This is a genomic window from Sphingomonas sp. DMC8 (assembly GCF_056314185.1).
Genome location: NZ_JBQUYV010000002.1, coordinates 344,811 through 363,057, shown reverse-complemented (window position 1 = coordinate 363,057; position 18,247 = coordinate 344,811). Strand labels below are relative to the sequence as shown.

Here is an 18,247-nt window from a genome sequence, read left to right as displayed (position 1 = left end):
ATGTTTACACAAAGGTAAGTAAGCCGCTACTCAATAATCCTTCGAATAGCGGATGCTCGCGCCCGAACCGCTGAACGAACTGGTCTGCGACAACAGGCTGAGCGCCCGTGTTAGCGAGACTTCTATCTGGGTGGCGGTGAAGCCCCGCGCATCGGTGATGATCTCGATATAGATATTGTTGGTAATGTACTTGCCGGCGGCCAGCGATGTGCCCCGGCCGGTGGTATCGTCAGCGCCCAGCACACGCAGCCGGTCGATCCCGGTCGCGGACTTCAGCCGTCCGAGCGGATTGAGTCCCCCGCCCGTCGCCCGCAGCGAGTTGAGCGCTGCAGCAAGCTGAATTGCCTCTGTCGCCGACAGGTTGGTGACGTTGGTGCCGAAGAACAGCCGCGACAACACCTCTTCCTGCGGCAAGCTTGGCGTGGAGGTGAACGCGATCTGTGGCTTCTGTGCGGTACCGGTGATGTTGAGGATCGCAGTTACGCCCTCGGCAGTGGTACTCGCCGACAGGTCGATCGTCGGGTTGTTCAGCGCCTCACCCTGGAAGCTGATCGTGCCCTTGGTAATGTCGAACCGCCGGCTGGCGAAGCTGTATGTGCCGCGGACAATTTCCATCATCCCGCGCACTTCGGGCGCGACCGTGGTACCGCCGATAGTGATCCGCGCCTGCCATTCGGACTCCAGCCCCATGCCCGACACCATCAGCCGGTTATCGGCGCTTACCTGCACATTCAGGTCGAAATTGCCGAAGTCGCGGGCCGGCTTTGCCTGTTGCGCATTGGGGTCGAGCGCGTCGCCCTTGCGACGTACGCCGGTAAGCTCGGCCACTTCGGCGCCGCCCTGGCGGATCACCTGATAATTGGCCTCGGGAATGCGCAGCCGCCCTTCGATTTTCTGGACTTGCGGATTTTTGGTGACGGTAAGCCGTCCCGTTGCCGTGGCACCGATGGACTCGCTGCGCGCCAGCCGGGCATTGTCGAGATCGACAGTGAGTTCGATCGGGAAATTGTCGGCGGAGGAAAGGCCGACCCGGCCTGCCGCACTCACCCGGCCATCGCCCGCGCGCGCGGAGAGCTGATTGAGCACGAAGCTGTCGTTCGAAAACTGGCCGTCGATCTTCATATTGGTCAGCCGCGTGCCGAAATTCTCGTTATCGTACGTCAAATTATCTGCGCGCACGACGCCGGTCAGCTGCGGCCGGTCCAGCCTGCCGGCGAAGTCGGCGGCGATGCCGATCGGCCCGGTGAGCTGCTGGTTCGCCAGCCCTGCCAGCGAGAAAGGCAGCGCTGAGGGACCGTTATAGCGGATGCCCCCCGACAGCGGCGCGGCCTTCAGTCGCTCGATCCAGTCGCCCGCGCCGGGGCCGAGCGGCCGCAGCGTGGCGATGACACGGCCGATGGTGGCATCCCCGCGCCGGATCAGCATCCGCGCATCGCCGCCATCCGGCAGCAACTTGCCCACCAGACTGACATGGACCGGCGCCGATACGCGCGCCAGGCTAGACCGGGTCAGGTCGTCGAGTTCAAGCCGCGCGTCCGCACTGGGGAACGCATCGGGCGAGGTCTGCGCGAAATCCAGGCTGCCGGTCGCGCTGCCGCCGATGCCCAGATCAGGCACAAAGGCGTTGATGATCGCGAGGTCGAGGCGATCGAGCCGAAGTTGCAGAACCATGCCATGGCCATATTGCCCGGCAAGCCTGACATTGCCGTCCTGGAACGCGATCTCGGTCGGCAACAGACTATAGACGCCGTTCTGCACCGCAACCCGCGCGGGGGCAGTGGTATGGAACGGAACCCCGCTCGCCTGCCCCTGGATCGCAGCAGTCCACAAATCCGGGGTCATCCGGCCGTTCAGCGCGATTTGAAAGGGCACGCCTGACGATCCGCTCGCGACTGCCTGCACAGTGCCATTGCCGCCGCGATAATCGATCTTTGCCCGGGCCGTCTTGAGCAGGAAATTGCCGCGTCGCAGATCGGCGACCTGCACATCGGCCACCACCTGCGGCGTATCGGCCAGTATGATGCTGCCGGTGGCGAGCGCCCTGCCGATGGTGAAATCCTTGATACCCGGGATCGCGGCATTCGCGGCCCTGGCATTGAAGTCGGCACGCTGCAGCTTGCCCTCCGCCGCCAGCCGCGCTGTGCCGGTAATGCCGGAGCCGTCAAACGCCAGTTGGCCGGTAAATGGCCCCGCCTCGGACCGGACCAGTTGCCCATTGAAGTCCATCCCGGCGAAGCGCGCGGCACGGACATCGATCGTCAGCGCCTTGGCGGTATCGACCAGCACATCCGCGCTGAATGGTCCGTAATCGCTGCCGCCCTGCGCCGTGACCGCATAGGCGCCGCCGCGCCCGACGACCTTCGCCTCGACATCGGCAAGCCCGACACCCAGGCCCGGCTTTGCGGCACGCAACAGCAGTTCGGGTGCCGCAAGCGTCCCCGTCACACGCGCCGAAAGCGGCCCATAGCGCGTCGACTCCGCATCGGCGTTCAGGCGGATCGGGCCACCCGGATCATAGCTGCCAGACCCGCGCAACACGCGGAACTCCGGCGCGCGCATCCGCAGGTCGTCCACTGCAATCACGCCGCGCGGATCGAGCGTTACGCGCGCAGAGGCCGTCGCATTGCCGCCCAGAAAATCCCGCACGCCTTGATTGAACAACTTGCGGCTGCGGCCCGCCACCCGGCCGCGAATGCCCCACCCGCCGCGGGGGGTGGTGTAAAGCTGGGCGTCGGTATTGAGATCGACCACGCCGACGCTTTCGATGCGGTAGTCGTTCACCTGCCCCTTCAGCGCGCCGGTATAGCGGCCTCGCGCGACATCAGCGGCAATGATGGCCGTCGCGTTCACCCGGTCCGAATGCAGCTTCAGATTATCCGACAGGATGCGACTGCCCGAAACGGCGAGATCGCCGTTCACGGTCAGATTGGTAACACGGCCGCCGGCCGCCGCATTCAGACCAGATACACGTGCCGCCCGTGCCCGTACCGGCACCAGAATGCGGTCGGAATCGACCCGCGCCTTGCCCTCGGCATAGAGTTGCTCGATCACCGTATCGCCCACGCCCAGCGCGCCGGCCTGCAGCTTGTAATCCACCACCGGCGTCGCGAATGGGCCGTCGAGCGCAAGTGCCAGCCGAACCGAACGCCCGACCAGCTTGGGCGCGATCGCCGCAGGCTTCAGTAGCAGCGCCTCTATCCGAAGATTGCCGAACCGATTCGTACCCAGATCGACGCGCCCGCTCACCTGTGCGGAAAGCGATGGCGACGCGATCTGCACCGTGCCGTCTGCCGCGCGGTCGCCCCAGCGGAAATCGCTGTCCAGCCGAACACCCGGCGCGGCAAGCTGCGCGGCCGGCCCTTCCAGATAGAGCGCCGGATGCGTCATCCCCCGTATCTGGAAGCGGCCACTTTGTGCGAGGATCGACAGCTCGGCGAGTTGGCGCCCGCCCAGGCTGCCGGCCACCTGCCCGCGCCAGTTCCGCCAATCACCCCGGCCCCGCACCGTCGCGAGGAGCGGCGCCTTCAGCTTCGCAAGCCCCGCCACCAGCCCGCCCTTTGGTGCATCGAGCGTCAGGTCCATCGCCAGTCGATTGGCTGCCGGCACAGCATCGAGCACGAGCGCAAGCCGGTCGCCTCCGGCAATGCCCTTCGCGGCGAGCGTAGCGGCATGGAGCTGCAACTGGGCGCGCCCCTGCGCGATATGGCCGGCGCCATTCAGGCGTGCGATATGGCGCCGGCCGTCAACGCCGGGGCCGATCTCGATCCGGGTGACATTCAACCGGGCGATGTCGATCTTGAGATCAGGCAGCAGCGGCGCGTTGGGATCGCCCGAGGGTTTGAGCGCCGGCAAGCGCGCCAGCCGGATTTCCGGGCTCTCCAGATCGCGGATGTCGATATGGTTGCGCAGATAGGCGAAGGGCCGCCAATCGAGCCGTATCTCGCGCGCCGAGGCGAATTCGCCCTGGCTGTCGCGAACCCGCACATCGCGCAGCACCATTGCGCCATAGATCGACCCGTCGATCCTGCCGATGCGGAAACCCAGCCCGGATTCGAGCTGGAGCCGCCCGATCTGGTCCGCGAGCAGGCGCCGCCCGGGCTGGGTATTCAGCCCCAGCACCAAAGCAGCCGCGAGCGCCGCGAGCCCCAAGACACCCAGCAAGGCGCCTTTCAGGATCCGCGGCCAAAGCGGCCGGCGGCGGGCGGTCTGCACGGTTGCAGGGGCCTCGGGCGGCACTTGCTCGTCCATCAAAATGCCTGCCCGATCGAAATGTAGAGTGCGACGCGCGACTCGCCACGCTTGCGATTGATCGGCGTCGCCACGTCAACGCGGATCGGGCCGAAATTGGTATACAGCCGGCCGCCGATGCCAGCGCCGAACCGCAAACTGCGTCCCGTCGGGGTCGTCGAATCATAGACCTGCCCGGCATCGAGGAAGGGCACGATGCCGTAATTGCCGAAGCGGTAGCGCGCCTCGATCGCGAACTCATTGAACGAAAGACCGCCGACCGGCTTGCCATCGGGCGAGCGTGGCCCAAGCTCCTGATAGCCGAAGCCCCGCACCGATCCGCCTCCGCCCGAATAATAGCGGCGCGACGGCGGCAATTCGTCGCGGTCAATGCCGAAGATCGAGCCAACCCGCGCGCGGCCGGCAATCACGATATTGTCGGTCGCCGGATAATAGCCATCGGCTTCGAGCATGAAGCGGACATAAGGACGCGGGGCGCCGCGCACCGAAGTCTCGGGGCTTACATTGCCCTTCAGCCGATAGCCGCGCGTCGGGTTGAGAAGATCGTCAGAGCTGTCATACCCGAGGAACGAAGGCAGCGCCGCGATCAGCCAGGTACCGCGGTCGCGCTTGCCAAGGTCGAAATTGTACCGGTCTTCGTTCGAGCCCACGAGTTCAGCGCCGGTATAATAGGTCCAGTGCTTCTGCCAGATCGGCGTCGAATCGCGCGACAACCGGATCGACAGCGACCCGGTATACGACTCGTACGCATCATAATCCGAGTGGTTGAGCCCTGCGCCGATCAGCAGCGTCCGGTCGCGCAGGCCCGCATTGGAACGGCGGAACGTGGTCGTAAACGCCTGTTCCTTCGTGCCCATAATGCCGCTAAACGTCAGGGCCCCTTCGGGCGGGAACAGATTGCGGTGCGTCCAGCTACCGGTCAGGCGAATGCCCTGCCCGGTACTATACCCCGCTTCGCCGGCAAGCGTGCGCGGCTTGCCGGCATTCTGATGGACGAGCAGGTTCACCGTCTCCGATCCATCGGCGGCGATTTCGCCGGTCCGTACCGGCTCCACCGTCACGGCGGAGAACAGGCTGGTTGCAATCAGCGCCTGGCGGAGATCGTCGATCTTGCGGCTGTCATAGATGTCGCCCGGCCGATAGCGGCGAAACACCTCGATATGCCGAGGCGTGAAAACCTGCCGTCGTCCGTCGGTGGTGATACTGCCGAAGCGCGCCCGCGGCCCCAGTTTTACCGGCAGCGTATAGTCGGCATTGTGCGTCTGATCGTCCAGCAACACGTCGCGCTGGCCGAGCGTGATGAAGGGATAGCCTTGTTGCGGCAGGCGCAGGCTGACATTGGCTTCGGCGGCAAGCACGCGGTCTGCCTGCAGCGGGTCGCCCGGGTTCAGGTTGAGTTCGCGATCGAGCAGGCCCGGCGGTATGGTGGGATCGCTTTTGATCGTGATCGACCCCAGCCGATAAAGCTTGCCGGGCGTGGCCGTCAGCGTCGCGCGAACATTGCCCGAATTCTTCGGCGTCTGCTCGATGGCGACCGCGACCGTGCCGTCATAATAGCCCATCGACTGCATCAGCCGGACCATCAGCTTCTCGTCCTCGCGGGCGCGGGCGCTGACCATCGCGGCATTGGCCGCCTTGCCATGGCCCTGATGCAGCGCTGAGAGATCGTTGAACCGGTCGGTCAGCCGCAGCGCGTCCAGCCCTTCGATGACGGTGGTGTAGCGGATCGTCGGCTGCTTGTCCGGGTCGTCCGCCGTATCCGCCACGGGCGTGACCTTGAACGACGAAAGCGGCGGCAGCGGCTCGGCAAATTCGGGCGCTTCCGGACCGACGGGCACAAATCCCTGCTCGCTTGCGGCGGCCGGCGGAACCGCCCCCTTTTCTGCTTGGGACGCCGTTTCCGCCGGCTTAGGCTTCTGGAAGCCTGCCATGGGCTCGAGCGGCGCGTTGATGTCGTTGCTCAGCTTGGGCAGCGCCGCCTCAAACGCACCATCAGGAACGATCGGCGTTTGTGACTGTGCCGGCGCCGTTTCCGCGGATGGCAGCGGCGCCGCAGGCGCGCCCTGCCCCGGCTTGGGATCGCTGGCCTGCGCATGCGCGACAAAGGGCATCATCCCCGCCCCTGCCAGCGCGGCGACCCAGACCGCCCGAACCCCTTTCTTCACGCGCCTCCTTCGGGAGCCGCGATTGTTTCCGGCCCGTCCACACTCGAAACAACCGAAAAGCTTTTTGGCTCCACCGCCTGCCTCCAAGCAAGGCACGCCGTGACATGCAAGAGGCCGAAGCACGTGCCGGAGCAATATTGATCCTGCGCGGGAAAGATTGCGCTCTGGCCCCAAGTCAACCTTCGTGAAGCGCCTCGACCGCCTGCTCCATTCGCGCAAACATCGCCATCAACTGGCGCCGCTCCTCAGCGGAAAAGCCGGCGAACAGCGTCTTTTCCAGATCCAGCGCCTTCGGGGCGATCTGTTCGTACAGCGCCCAGCCCTGTTTGCTCAGCGTCAACAATTGCGAACGCTGATCCTCGGGATTGGCCGTCCGCACGATCACCCCACGATCGGCAAGCGCGATCGCCGCACGGCTGACAGTCACCTTGTCCATGCGCGTGCGGCCACACAATGCCTGCTGGGTCATCGCACCGCCTTCTGCCAGCACGGCAATCAGCCGCCATTCGGGGATACGCAGTCCGAACAGCGTGCGATAAGCCGACGCGACCGCATCCGACACGACATTGCTCGCGATCGAGAGGCGATAGGGCAAAAACTCGTCTAATTTCAGCGTCGTCATTGATCTATGTGTGCCCCCAATTCCGCCTGGCGCATGTGACAACGCTGCCAGATTGCAAATTTTGCAATGATACCGATAACATTTCGCACTTGCAGCAGATGCCTTCGCGGTGCAGAAAGATCGGGCCTTTCAGGCATCCTCTCCTAAGACTTTCATAGGCCGCCCTCCGGGGCGGCCTTTTTTTTTATCCCTTCATCTGGCGGCGAATCGTCGTCCAAACCGCCTTGCCATAAGGCGGTTTCATCCCCGCAATCTTCGCGACATCGAGCCGGGACTGGCGGAAGACGCTGCGCGCGTGGCTGAAAGTACGAAATCCCGCTTCGCCATGATAGGCACCCATGCCGGACGGGCCGATGCCGCCGAAGGGCAGCTCCTCCTGGCTGACGTGCATGATCACATCGTCGAGCGTCACGCCGCCCGAAACGGTCCTGTCCATCACGCGCCGCCGTTCTGCCGAGTCGCGCCCGAAATAATAGAGGGCAAGCGGCCGGTCGCGCCGGTTGATTTCGTCGATCGCCGTGTCGATCCGCGCATAGCGGCGCACCGGCAGGATCGGCCCGAAAATCTCTTCCTGCATCACCTTCATATCGTCGGTGGCGCCGCGAACGATGTGGAGCGGCATCTTGCGCGTGTTCGATCCGGCAAAATCCTCGCCCGCGGGGTTCACGGCAATCACCTCCGCCCCTTTGGCGCGCGCGTCGTCGATCCACTCGGTCAGCCGGGCATGGTGCCGGTCGTTGATGATGGCGGTGTAATCCGGATTGTCGATCAGCCGCGGATACATGGTGGATGCGGCGCGGGTGATCCCCTCGACCACCGCTGCCTCCTGCTCCTCGGGCACCAACATGTAATCGGGTGCGAGGCAGATCTGACCGGCATTGAGCATCTTGCCCAATGCAACCCGCTCGGTCGCCTGCGCGACATCAGCCGAGCGGCCCAACACCACCGGCGATTTCCCGCCCAGTTCCAGCGTGACCGGCACCAGATTGTCGGCCGCGGCGTGAAGTATATGCCGGGCAATGCCGGTGGCGCCGGTAAACAGCAGATGGTCGAACGGTAGCTCGGCAAAGGCCTTGCCGACATCAGGCCCGCCGCTCACGAACGCCAGCTCTTCTCGTGCGAAGTAACGGGGCGCCAGCTCTTCGAACAGCGCCGCGACGGCCGGCGTAAACTCGCTGGTCTTCACCATCGCGCGATTACCGGCCGCGAACACGCCGGCCAACGGGCCGATCACCAGATTGACCGGGAAGTTCCAGGGGGCGATGATCCCCACCACGCCTTTGGGCTGATATTCGATCCACGCCTTCGCCCCCAGCAGGCCGAGCGGGAACAGCGTCGGCTTTCGCTCCGCCCGCGCCCAGCGGGGCAGATGCTTCAGCGCGTGCCGAAGCGGCGCCACCGAGGCGGCAATGTCGGTCAGCATCGATTGCTCGCGGCTGCGATGACCGAAATCGGCGCTGAGTGCGTCGCAGAACCGATCGGCATGGTCGCCGACCAGCGCAATCGCCCGCGTCAGCCGATCGCGGCGTACCTCCAGCGAGACCGGCATTTCCGCCATAAAGGCGGCGCGCTGAGCCTCCAATATCTCCCGCATCTCACTCTCCCGCTTTTGGCACCGCTTCTAGCATAACGACGGCGCCTTCGGGTATTGGCGGCGGCAATTGCGTTATTCCGAGCCAGATGGTCCATGCGGCGGCCGCAAGCAGTACCCCGAACGCGAGCCGGTCGGTGCCCTGCACCCGCTTGCCCGCGCTCAGCATACCGAGCACTGCCGCCAGCCCGATCAGGCAGGCCGCCAGCAACACCAGCGGCAACGCTTCCCAGCCGAGCCAACATCCGATAGCGCCGAACAGCTTGGGATCGCCGCCGCCCAGCCCCTGTCGTCCGCGCAGCCGCTTATATCCCGCGGCGACCAGCCATAGGGCTAAAAAGCCAGCCACACCGCCGATCAACCGTTCTGGCAGTGGCACGCCGATCCCGGCCGCACCGACAGCCAGGCCCGTCATGGCCAGCAAGGCATTCAGTGCATTGGGCAGCCAGAAGGCGGCGAGGTCCAGCGCCGCCAGTGCCAGCAGCAGCCAGCCGAACACCGCCCCGGCAGCGCCTGCCAGGCCGGGCGCAGCAACGCCTGCCAAGACGCCGATCGCGAGACCCACTAATTCCGTCACCACATGGCTGCGCGCAATGGGCCCGGCGCAGTGGCGACATCTGCCCCGCTGCCAGAAAAAGCTGAGTACCGGCACCAGCTCCCCCGGTCCAAGCAGCACGCCGCAATGGTCGCAGGCGGAGCGGCCTTGGCTAATCCCGCGCCCTTCGGGCCAGCGGATCGCCAGCGTCGCGATAAAACTGCCGAACGCCGCCCCCAACAGGCCGAGCAGAATCGGCCAACCCCAGAGTTCAGCGGCCGTCACGCGGCGATCGCTTGCGGATCAGATAGCGATACACGCCGAACAGATTGATCGCGAACAGCACCAGATTCTGCGCCCATAGCGGTTCGTCGCCGGTCAGGAAGGCACCGCTGATCCAGCAGATGCTCGATCCTACGAAGAGCACGAATCCCCAGCCGGTCGCGCGGCGCCCCAGATCGAGCGAGACCATGAACGCCGCGATCATGCCGCTGACTGACGCGCCCCATTTCAGAATGTCGACCAGGTTCACCCACGGCTCCTTCATGCGGGTGCGCGAAGGCTTTTGCAAACCGGGCTGCGCACCCCTAGATCGGCGCCAAACAGTCGAGAGGTGCCTTTATGTCCGCCGACCCCGTCGTCATTGTTTCCTATGCCCGCACGCCGATGGGCGGTTTTCAGGGCAGCCTGACCGACGCCAGTGCAACCGAACTCGGCGCGACGGCGGTCGGCGCTGCAGTCGAACGCGCGGGCCTGAAGGGCGAGGCGATCGAGCGCATCTATATGGGCTGCGTGCTTCCGGCGGGCCTGGGCCAGGCGCCGGCGCGCCAGGCGGCGCTCAAGGCCGGCCTGCCGCAGCACATCGAAGCGACCACGATCAACAAGATGTGCGGATCGGGCATGCAGGCGACGATCATGGCCGCCGAGGCGCTCGCCGCCGGGTCCGTCGACCTGCTGATCGCCGGCGGCATGGAGAGCATGACCAACGCGCCCTATCTGTCGCTGCGCCATCGTGGGGGCGCGCGGATCGGCCATGATGTGCTGAAGGACCATATGTATCTCGACGGGCTCGAAGATGCCTATGAGCCCGGCCGACTGATGGGCAGCTTCGCCGAGGAGACGGCGAAGGAATACCAGTTCACCCGCGAGGCACAGGATGCCTTCGCCATCGCCAGCCTGGAGCGTGCCAAGGCCGCCCACGCAAGCGGCGCGTTCGATCGCGAAATCGTGCCCGTCGAAGTGAAGACTCGTAAAGGCGCGGTGACGATCGACAAGGACGAACAGCCGCTAAAGGCCGACCCGGCCAAGATCCCGACGCTGAAGCCCGCCTTCAGCAAGGATGGCACGATCACCGCCGCCAATGCCTCGTCGATCTCGGACGGCGCCGCCGCGCTGGTGCTGGCGCGTGCTTCGGTGGCGGAAAGGCTGGGGCTGACACCGGTGGCGCGCATCGTCGGCCATGCCGCCCATGCCCATTCCCCTGCCCGTTTTACCACCGCGCCGGTGTTCGCGATGCGCAAGGCACTGGAAAAGGCGGGCTGGTCGACCGGCGATGTCGACCTGTTTGAAGTCAACGAAGCCTTTGCCTGCGTCGCGATGATCGCCATGCAGGATCTTGGCCTCAGTCATGAGGTGGTGAACATCCATGGCGGCGCCTGCGCGCTAGGCCATCCGATCGGCGCCAGCGGTGCGCGAATCCTTGCGACATTGCTGTCGGCGCTGGAGCGCAACGGCCAGAAGTGCGGTCTCGCGTCGCTATGCATCGGCGGCGGCGAAGCCACGGCGGTCGCGGTCGAACTGCTCGACTGAGCAGGCCTCAGGCCGCTTCGTCGGCAACATGATCCGGAAGCGGCGGCCCGCCGAACAGCGGGCTCGCCGGCTTTTCGACGTCCGCAAGCTCCAGGTGCATTTCGGCGAGTTCGCAATGGGCACGGACGGCCTCGCGGCACAGCGAACGCTGCGCCAGTTCCAGTTCGGCAACGGCACGGGTATAATGATAGTCGTTCATTTCAATCACTGCTGCAAATCCTAGCTGGATCAACGCAGTAGGACCGAAACTTGATCCCTGTCGTACGCAGATTGGTGCGTGGAAAATCGGGCGCTCAGTTGAGCGATTCGCCCGGCTCGGTGCCCCAGATACGCGACTGTTCGATATAGCCGCCACGGCCCTTCACGTCGAACCAGCACCAGCCGGCGCTGCAATGGCTGATCCGACCCACCACACCGGGCGCTGCCCGCCAATTCACGCCTGCGTCCAGCTTCGGCGCCGACCGCATTTCGGCAATCGAACCCATCACGATGGCCGTGCGCTTCTCGTCGAGCAGGCTCGCCAGCATCCAGCCCTGCGTGCCATCCGGGTCTTCCACCTTGCGCCACTCGCCATAGCTGGCGAGCACCCGCACCGGCAGTTCCCGACGGCGATACAGCCAGCTTCCGGGATAGTTGCGTCCCGGTCCGGCGCGCATCAGCGCCTTGTTCGACTTGAGCGACATGAAAGTCGGCAGTTTGCGTTCTGCCAAGGCGGGCACGGCGATGCCCAGCGCCGCTGCGCCCATCGCCAGCCAAAGGAACCCCCGTTTCGTCATAACTACGTCTATTCACGAGCATTGGCCGCGCTTCAACCGTTGACTGGCGCGCAAGCTGCCGCCAATCGAGACTCATGGCCCAGCCGCCACGCCCTTCCCGCCCCCGGGTGATCGTCACCCGCGCGTTGCCGCAAGCCAGCGAAGCGCGCATGGGCGAGCTGTTCGATACGGTGCTGAACGCCGACGACACCGCAATGGACGCTGCCGCACTCGCCGCGGCAATGGCCGACGCCGATGTGCTGGTCCCAACCGTTACCGACCGGATCACCGGCGAGTTGATCCGCGCCGCGCCGGACCGGCTGCGCCTGATCGCCAATTTCGGTGCCGGCATCGAGCATATCGATCTGAAGGCCGCGCGCGAACGCGGCATTGTCGTCACCAATACGCCGGGTGTGCTGACCGACGATACCGCGGACATGGCGATGGCGCTGATCCTCGCCGTGCCACGCCGGCTGGTTGAAGGCGACAAGCTGGTGCGCAGCGGCGGCTGGACCGGCTGGAGCCCCACCAGCATGCGCGGCCACCGCATCGGCGGGCGCAAGCTGGGCATCCTCGGCATGGGCCGGATCGGCCAGGCGGTCGCGCAGCGCGCCCGCGCCTTCGGCCTGCAGATTCATTATCACGGCCGCAACCGCGTGCCCGAAGTGCTCGAACACCAGCTCGGCGCGACGTATCACGACAATCTCGACGCGATGCTGGAGGCAGTCGACATCCTCAGCATCCACACGCCGAATACAAAGGCGACCGCGGGCATGATCGATGCGCGCCGGCTGGACCTGCTCGGGCCGGATAGCTGGCTGGTCAACACCGCGCGCGGCGAAATTGTCGACCCGGAAGCGCTGGTGCAGGCGCTCGAGCAGCGCCGCATCGCCGGTGCCGGCCTGGACGTCTATGTCGGCGAGCCGCATGTCGACCCGCGACTGGTCCCGCTGGAGAATGTCGTTCTGCTCCCGCATCTCGGCTCGGCGACGTTCGAGGCGCGCGAGGCGATGGGGATGAAGGTAATCGCCAATATCCGTAGCTGGTCCGACGGGCATCGCCCGCCGGATCAGGTGTTTGAGGGATGGCTTTAAGCGCTTAAGCCCCTCCTCCCTGGAGGAGGGGCTTGGAAGCCAATCAATCTCCGGTCAGGATCCGGTCGACGAGCTGCTTCACCGTCGGCACGAAGCCGTTCGAATAAAACGGATCGCGCTTGAAGTTGTACGCGGCGTGGCCGGCGAACATCAGATTCTCGTCCGGATTGCCGCCATGAGCGATGTCCTGCAGCGTCTTCTGGATGCAGAAGCTGCGCGGGTCGGCGAGGCGACCGGTCGAGTTGGTCTCGCTGTCGGCCCAAGACGAGAACTGGCACTGGCTGAGGCAGCCCATGCAGTCGGCCTGATCCTTGCGGATGAGCTGCTGTTCCTCGGCAGTCACGAACACCAGCGTGTTGTCCGGCGTCTTGAGCGCGCTGGTGAAGCCCAGGCCATACCATTCGCGCGCGCGCAGCAGGTCGTTGCGCGTAACCCAGAAATTCTTGCCCTTCACACCGACGTCGAGCTGGAAGGTGTGGTCCCCCGCCGCTTCGGTCGAATAGGGAATCTGGCGCTCGCTCCGCGCTTCCAGGTTGCGCAGGAACGGGTTGCGGACCGCGCTGGAATAGAAACCGGTCGGCGAGAAGCGGTGCAGCAGCACGTCGCCTTCCTCGATGCCGAGCAGCTTGGCCTTCCACGCATCGGGAATCGGGCTTTCCTGCGTCAGCAGCGGGCGCGTGCCGAACTGGAAGGCGATCGCGCCCAGCTCCGGATTGTCGATCCAGTCGTTCCAGTCGCGCAGATACCACACGCCGCCGGCCATCACGATCGGCACGCTGTCCGGCAGACCGCCCTCGCGCATCGTCTCGCGCAATGCCTTCACGCGCGGATAGGGATCCTGCGGCGCGCGCGGGTCTTCGGCATTCGACAGGCCGTTATGGCCGCCGGCAAGCCAGGGGTCTTCATAGACCACCGCCGCCAGCCATTCCTGCGCCTTGGAATAGGCCCGCTTCCACAGCGCGCGGAAGGCGCGGCCGGAGCTGACGATCGGCAGATAGCTGACATTGTAATGCGCGGCGATCTCGCTCAGCTTGTACGGCATACCGGCACCGCAGGTGACGCCCGCCACCATGCCGCGGGTACGTTCGAGCACGCCCTGCAGCACGCGCTGGGCACCGCCCATTTCCCACAGCACGTTGATGTTGATCGCGCCCTTGCCACCGGCAATGTCGAACGCACGCTTCACCTGCTGCACGGCGCCTTCGATGGCGTACTGGATCAGCTCTTCATGGCGCTCGCGGCGGGTGAGGGCACGGTAGATCTGCGGGATGATCTTGCCATCCGCATCATAGCTGTCGGCGTTGACCGCGCTGACGGTGCCGATGCCGCCGGCGGCCGCCCAGGCTCCCGCGCTTGCATGGTTGGTCGCTGCGACGCCCTTCCCGCCCTCTACCAGCGGCCAGACCTCACGGCCGTTGTACGTAATGGGCGAAAGACCCTTGAACACATTGCCTCCACAAAAATTGCCGCGCGACGCTAGCCGGAACGGCCGAAACAAGCGAGTAACATTTACAGCGGGCGCGTGTCAGCCCAGCACGCCGGGCCGGCCCATCGCCTGCGCATAGAGCCGCGCATAGGCGGCGACCATGTCCGCCTCGTCGAACAACGCAGCAGCCCGCGCGCGGTTCGCCTCACCTACCCGCTTGCGCTCGTCCGGATATTGCGCGAGCAGGTCGAGCCGATCGCGCATCGTCACCTCTCCGCGATCGGGGCAGAGATAGCGGTCATTCGCCTCCGACACCATTGCCGGAATATCCCCTACCCGCGGCGCGACGACAGGCAACCCGGCCGCCATCGCCTCGATTACCGAGACCGGCGCCTGCTCGCTCTTCGACGACAGCGCGAACAGGTCGAACAGGCCCAGATAGCGATGCGGTTCGGGCAGGAAGCCAGGCAGGAACACCTGGTCCTCAATCGCCATCGCCTCAGCCTGGTCGAGGATCGCCTGGCGTTCCGGCCCTTCGCCGATGATGACCAGTTTGAAACGCGAGCTCATGCCGGCCGCCGCACGGACGAGCAGCGGCAGATCTTTCACCGGCCGCAACCCCGCGAGCGCAGCGATAAACACCTCGCCCTTGCGCCGCTTGGCCAGCATCGGCAGCAGCGAGGGATCGGGCGCCCCAGCATAGCGGGCAACCGGCACGCCGTTGGGAATGCGCACCAGCCGTTCGGCGGGCTGCTTCCAGAATTTGAGCGCCACCTGCTCCAGCTTGGTCGACGGCACCACCAGCGCGTTGGCGGCGGGCAATGCCATGCGGCGATACATGTTGCGAACGGTGCTGAGCTTTTCGGCCTCGTCGGCGTTGAAGCCGTCTTCGTGGTGGATGACCGGCGGCAGGCCCTTGCCGAACACCCGCGCCGCCATCACGCCGTCGATCGCGCCCCAATTATAGGTCAGCACCAGATCGAAACGGCGCATGAACCGCGCAATCGCCTCATAGCGACGCACCGAGGGTTTGCCGGTCAGCGGCGGGGGATCGAGCGCGATCTCGTATTTGATGCCCGGCGCAATCGCATCCCGCGCGCCGAGCTGGTCGGGCATTGCGGAGACGATGGTGTGCCGGGCACGGTCGCCAAACGCATTCATCAGTTGCACCGCGCGCGCTTCCTTGCCGCCGAGTGCAAAGGTCGAATGAAGGTGGAGGATATGGATCGACATGAGGGCCGGCGTTTAGCGGGCGATTGCGCCTGCGTCATCCGTTAGGATGCGCAGTTTAGCTGCATCGCCGCCTGGGCGAGAATCCCCGCTCAGTTCTGGGCCTGCCTGCCTCCACGCAACGCATCGTCATACCAGGCAGACAGGTCGCGATGCATGTCCCCCAGCGCATCGGGGTTCATATAGACCATGTGCCCGGCCGGATAATATGTGAAGCGGACATTCTTCTGCAGCTGCGGCGACAGCAGCATGTGGTTCACGTCGAACTCGGTGCCGTAAAAGGGCGTGGCAAAATCGAAATAGCCGTTGATGAACAGCACCTTGAGATAAGGGTTGGCGCGCATCGTATAGGCCAGGTCCACCGCGCTGTCCGGCATCAGGTGTTCGCCGCCCTCGCCCGGCGCCCGGTGCCGCCAATCCCAGCTGAAGTCCGGCCCGCGCGCACTCATGCGATAGGGCATGTCGGTCTTGTAGCCGAGCACGCGGGTCGCATAGTCCTGAAACGTCGCGACGAACGCCCCGGTTACGGCGGTCGAGGCCGGATCGTCCACGGGGCTGTCGGCGTTGGCGTCGCTCACGTTCAGCAGATAGCGCGAATCGAGCCGTCCGACGGCAACCCGGCCATCCCGCATCAGCTCGGTCTGGAAACGTGGTAGGGTAAGGCGCAGATCGGCACGCAGAATATAGGCTTCGCTGATGCCGGTATATTCCGACATCTTCTTCGCAACGGCCGCCTTTTCCTCAGCGGAGATCGTCGATCCCTTGGCCAGCGCCGCGGCATAGGGGCCGCTGGTAAAGGCACGCACTTCCTGCACGAACGCCGCCAGATCGGCAGGGCGATTGGCGAGCCGGTTATGGTACCAGGCCGTCGCCGCCATCGTCGGGAACAGCGTCAGGAAATTCTGGTCATAGCCCGGCTGGCGGACGCCGTAATTCATGATGGTGGAAAACTGGACCATGCCGTTCAGGCTGAGCCCTGCATCTTCCAGCTTTGCCGCCACCACGGGATTGCGCAGCGTGCCGTAACTTTCCCCGAACAGGAATTTCGGCGACGGCCAGCGATCGAACTTGCTGGTGTAGCGCAGGATCGCGCGGGAAAAGCCGTCGGCATCCTGATCGACACCCCAGAAGTCCTTGCCGGTCTTCTCGCCCAAAGGCCGCGACCAACCCGCACCGATCGCGTCGATGAACACCAGGTCGCTCTTGTCGATTAGCGAATGGGGATTCGGACCGAAGCCATAGGGTGCCGGGCGGATATATTCCGGGTTGCCGGTGGTAACGCGGACGGGTGCGAAGCTGCCCATATGCAGCCAGATCGTCGGCGAGCCCGGTCCGCCATTGTAGAAGAAGGTGACTGGCCGCGCCTCCCGCGCCGCGCCGTCGCGCGTATAGGCCGTGTAGAAATAGGATGCAGTCGGCTTCCCATCATTGTCGCGAATGGTGAGCGTACCGGCGGTCGCGGTATAGGCGATCCGCTGACCGCCCACTGTCACCGTGCCGTGACTTACTGCTGTCGCTTCCTCGACGGGCGGCCGGACCCAGGCGGCTTCGGCTTCCGCCTTCATCTGTTCGCGATGATCCTGTCCCTTGGTCGCCTCACGCGGCTTTTCCTGGGCGAGCGCCGGCATGGCGGCACTAGCGAACAACAGGGCCAAGGCAGCGGTGCGGCGCATCAAATTCCCCCCAATCGAAAATCAGGAGGCGATGTTAGCGACCACCGCTGCCGAAACAAGCGGTGCGACGCGCGTTACATCTCGCCGCGCGCGCGGCGGAGGGCATACCATTTCTGCACGTTCGCCTGATGCTGCTCATAGGTATCGGCGAAAACATGCCCGCCGGTACCGTCGGCGACGAAGTAGAGCGCGTTCGAACTGGCCGGGTTCAACACCGCGTCGATCGAGGCGCGGCCGGGATTGGCGATCGGCCCTTCGGGCAGGCCGGTCATGGTGTAGGTATTGTAGCCGTTCTTCGCGTGAAGTTCTGATTGCAGAATGCGGCGGCCGAGCGGCTTGCCCTTGGTGATCGGGTAGATGATCGTCGGGTCGGCCTGTAGGGGCATGCCGCGCTTCAGCCGGTTGGAATAGACGGCGGCAACCGTCCTTCGTTCCTCGGGCTTGGCGGTTTCCTTCTCGACGATCGAGGCGAGGATCAACGCCTCGCGCGGGGAGGAAACGGCGATGCCGGGCTGGCGCCGGGCCCAGGCGGCGGCGAGATAGTCGACCATTGCCTTCTGCATCCGGTCGAGCACCGTCTGGCGGGTATCGCCCCGGTTATAGGCATAGCTGTCGGGCAGCACCGTGCCTTCGACCGGCACCTGCACCGGCCCCGACAATTCCGGCGCCTTCATCAGGTTTTCGTACACCAGAATCGACGGCAACCCTTCCGGCACCGTCACGAAACGCTGCAGCGTTCGACCGCCCTGCAGCATGGTGAGGATGTCGCGCTGGCTCAGGTGCGCGGGCACGCGATATTCACCGGCCTTGATCGCAGTGCGGCTCCCCAGCAGCTTGGAGAAGAGCACGAAAATGCGGGCCGAACGGATCGCCCCCGCCTTTTCCAGTTCGCCTGCCGCCCGCGCCAGCGTGGCACCCGGCGGAATCAGCACTGTCACATTCTGCTGGGCAGGCCCGGGGCCGCCCCAAAGGCGCAGGGCGATGCCGCCAACCGCAAGGATCAGCAACACCGCCACGAGCAGCGCGCAGCCGCCCCGCCGCCGGCCGATATTGCCGACGATCTTGCCCTTTGGCGGGGCGGACGGAGGCGTCTGCTCGC

At 65.2% G+C, this 18,247-nt stretch carries 14 protein-coding genes; 2 read left to right on the top strand and 12 right to left on the bottom strand.

What is annotated here, in order from left to right:
• Positions 1–30: 30 nt before the first annotated feature.
• The 6 genes from ACT53K_RS05685 to ACT53K_RS05660 form a co-directional block, all read right to left on the bottom strand.
• Positions 31–4,248 carry a translocation/assembly module TamB domain-containing protein gene (locus ACT53K_RS05685; protein WP_476227586.1) on the bottom strand — a complete coding sequence of 1,406 codons (4,218 nt, stop codon included), beginning with the start codon at positions 4,246–4,248 and terminating at the stop codon, positions 31–33.
• Positions 4,248–6,359, bottom strand: coding sequence for an autotransporter assembly complex protein TamA (locus tag ACT53K_RS05680; protein WP_476227980.1), 2,112 nt, complete (start codon positions 6,357–6,359; stop codon positions 4,248–4,250). The genes ACT53K_RS05685 and ACT53K_RS05680 overlap by 1 nt, the downstream gene beginning before the upstream one ends.
• Before the next feature lie 229 nt (positions 6,360–6,588).
• Complete coding sequence (locus ACT53K_RS05675; RefSeq protein WP_476227584.1) at positions 6,589–7,035, bottom strand: MarR family winged helix-turn-helix transcriptional regulator; 447 nt, start codon at positions 7,033–7,035, stop codon at positions 6,589–6,591.
• Positions 7,036–7,219: 184 nt separating this feature from the next.
• Positions 7,220–8,629 (bottom strand): coniferyl aldehyde dehydrogenase, encoded by a 1,410-nt coding sequence (locus ACT53K_RS05670; RefSeq protein ID WP_476227583.1) that lies wholly within the window; start codon positions 8,627–8,629, stop codon positions 7,220–7,222.
• A gap of 1 nt (position 8,630) precedes the next feature.
• The gene (locus tag ACT53K_RS05665) at positions 8,631–9,446 is read right to left on the bottom strand and encodes a prepilin peptidase (protein WP_476227582.1); all 816 of its coding nucleotides are present in this window, start codon (positions 9,444–9,446) and stop codon (positions 8,631–8,633) included.
• The gene (locus ACT53K_RS05660) at positions 9,433–9,708 is read right to left on the bottom strand and encodes a hypothetical protein (RefSeq protein WP_476227581.1); all 276 of its coding nucleotides are present in this window, start codon (positions 9,706–9,708) and stop codon (positions 9,433–9,435) included. Before ACT53K_RS05660 ends, ACT53K_RS05665 begins: the two co-directional genes overlap by 14 nt.
• Positions 9,709–9,782: 74 nt before the next feature.
• Here ACT53K_RS05660 and ACT53K_RS05655 point away from each other — a divergent pair, with 74 nt between their 5' ends.
• Entirely contained in the window at positions 9,783–10,970 is a 1,188-nt protein-coding gene (locus ACT53K_RS05655; RefSeq protein ID WP_476227580.1) for an acetyl-CoA C-acyltransferase, read from the top strand.
• Positions 10,971–10,977: 7 nt separating this feature from the next.
• Here ACT53K_RS05655 and ACT53K_RS05650 read toward each other — a convergent pair whose 3' ends face one another.
• Together ACT53K_RS05650 and ACT53K_RS05645 are read right to left on the bottom strand one after the other, a co-directional pair.
• Positions 10,978–11,169, bottom strand: a complete 192-nt coding sequence (locus tag ACT53K_RS05650) for a hypothetical protein (RefSeq protein ID WP_476227579.1) — start codon at positions 11,167–11,169, stop codon at positions 10,978–10,980.
• A gap of 94 nt (positions 11,170–11,263) precedes the next feature.
• A complete protein-coding gene (locus ACT53K_RS05645; protein WP_476227578.1) occupies positions 11,264–11,746 on the bottom strand; it encodes an SH3 domain-containing protein in 483 nt (160 codons plus the stop codon).
• 74 nt (positions 11,747–11,820) lie between these two features.
• Between ACT53K_RS05645 and ACT53K_RS05640 the strand changes: the two genes are divergently transcribed.
• On the top strand, positions 11,821–12,819 hold the full coding sequence (locus tag ACT53K_RS05640; RefSeq protein ID WP_476227576.1) for a 2-hydroxyacid dehydrogenase: 999 nt from the start codon (positions 11,821–11,823) through the stop codon (positions 12,817–12,819).
• A 43-nt stretch (positions 12,820–12,862) separates the two neighbouring features.
• On the opposite strand, the gene ACT53K_RS05635 is transcribed toward ACT53K_RS05640, so the two are convergent.
• The 4 genes from ACT53K_RS05635 to mltG form a co-directional block, all read right to left on the bottom strand.
• The gene (locus tag ACT53K_RS05635; RefSeq protein WP_476227575.1) at positions 12,863–14,266 is read right to left on the bottom strand and encodes an NAD(P)H-dependent flavin oxidoreductase; all 1,404 of its coding nucleotides are present in this window, start codon (positions 14,264–14,266) and stop codon (positions 12,863–12,865) included.
• Positions 14,267–14,344: 78 nt separating this feature from the next.
• A complete protein-coding gene (locus ACT53K_RS05630) occupies positions 14,345–15,478 on the bottom strand; it encodes a glycosyltransferase (RefSeq protein ID WP_476227574.1) in 1,134 nt (377 codons plus the stop codon).
• Positions 15,479–15,567: 89 nt separating this feature from the next.
• Positions 15,568–17,148 (bottom strand): S10 family peptidase, encoded by a 1,581-nt coding sequence (locus tag ACT53K_RS05625; protein ID WP_476227573.1) that lies wholly within the window; start codon positions 17,146–17,148, stop codon positions 15,568–15,570.
• A 74-nt stretch (positions 17,149–17,222) separates the two neighbouring features.
• On the bottom strand, positions 17,223–18,170 hold the full coding sequence (mltG, locus tag ACT53K_RS05620; RefSeq protein ID WP_476227979.1) for an endolytic transglycosylase MltG: 948 nt from the start codon (positions 18,168–18,170) through the stop codon (positions 17,223–17,225).
• Between the last annotated feature and the right edge of the window lie 77 nt (positions 18,171–18,247).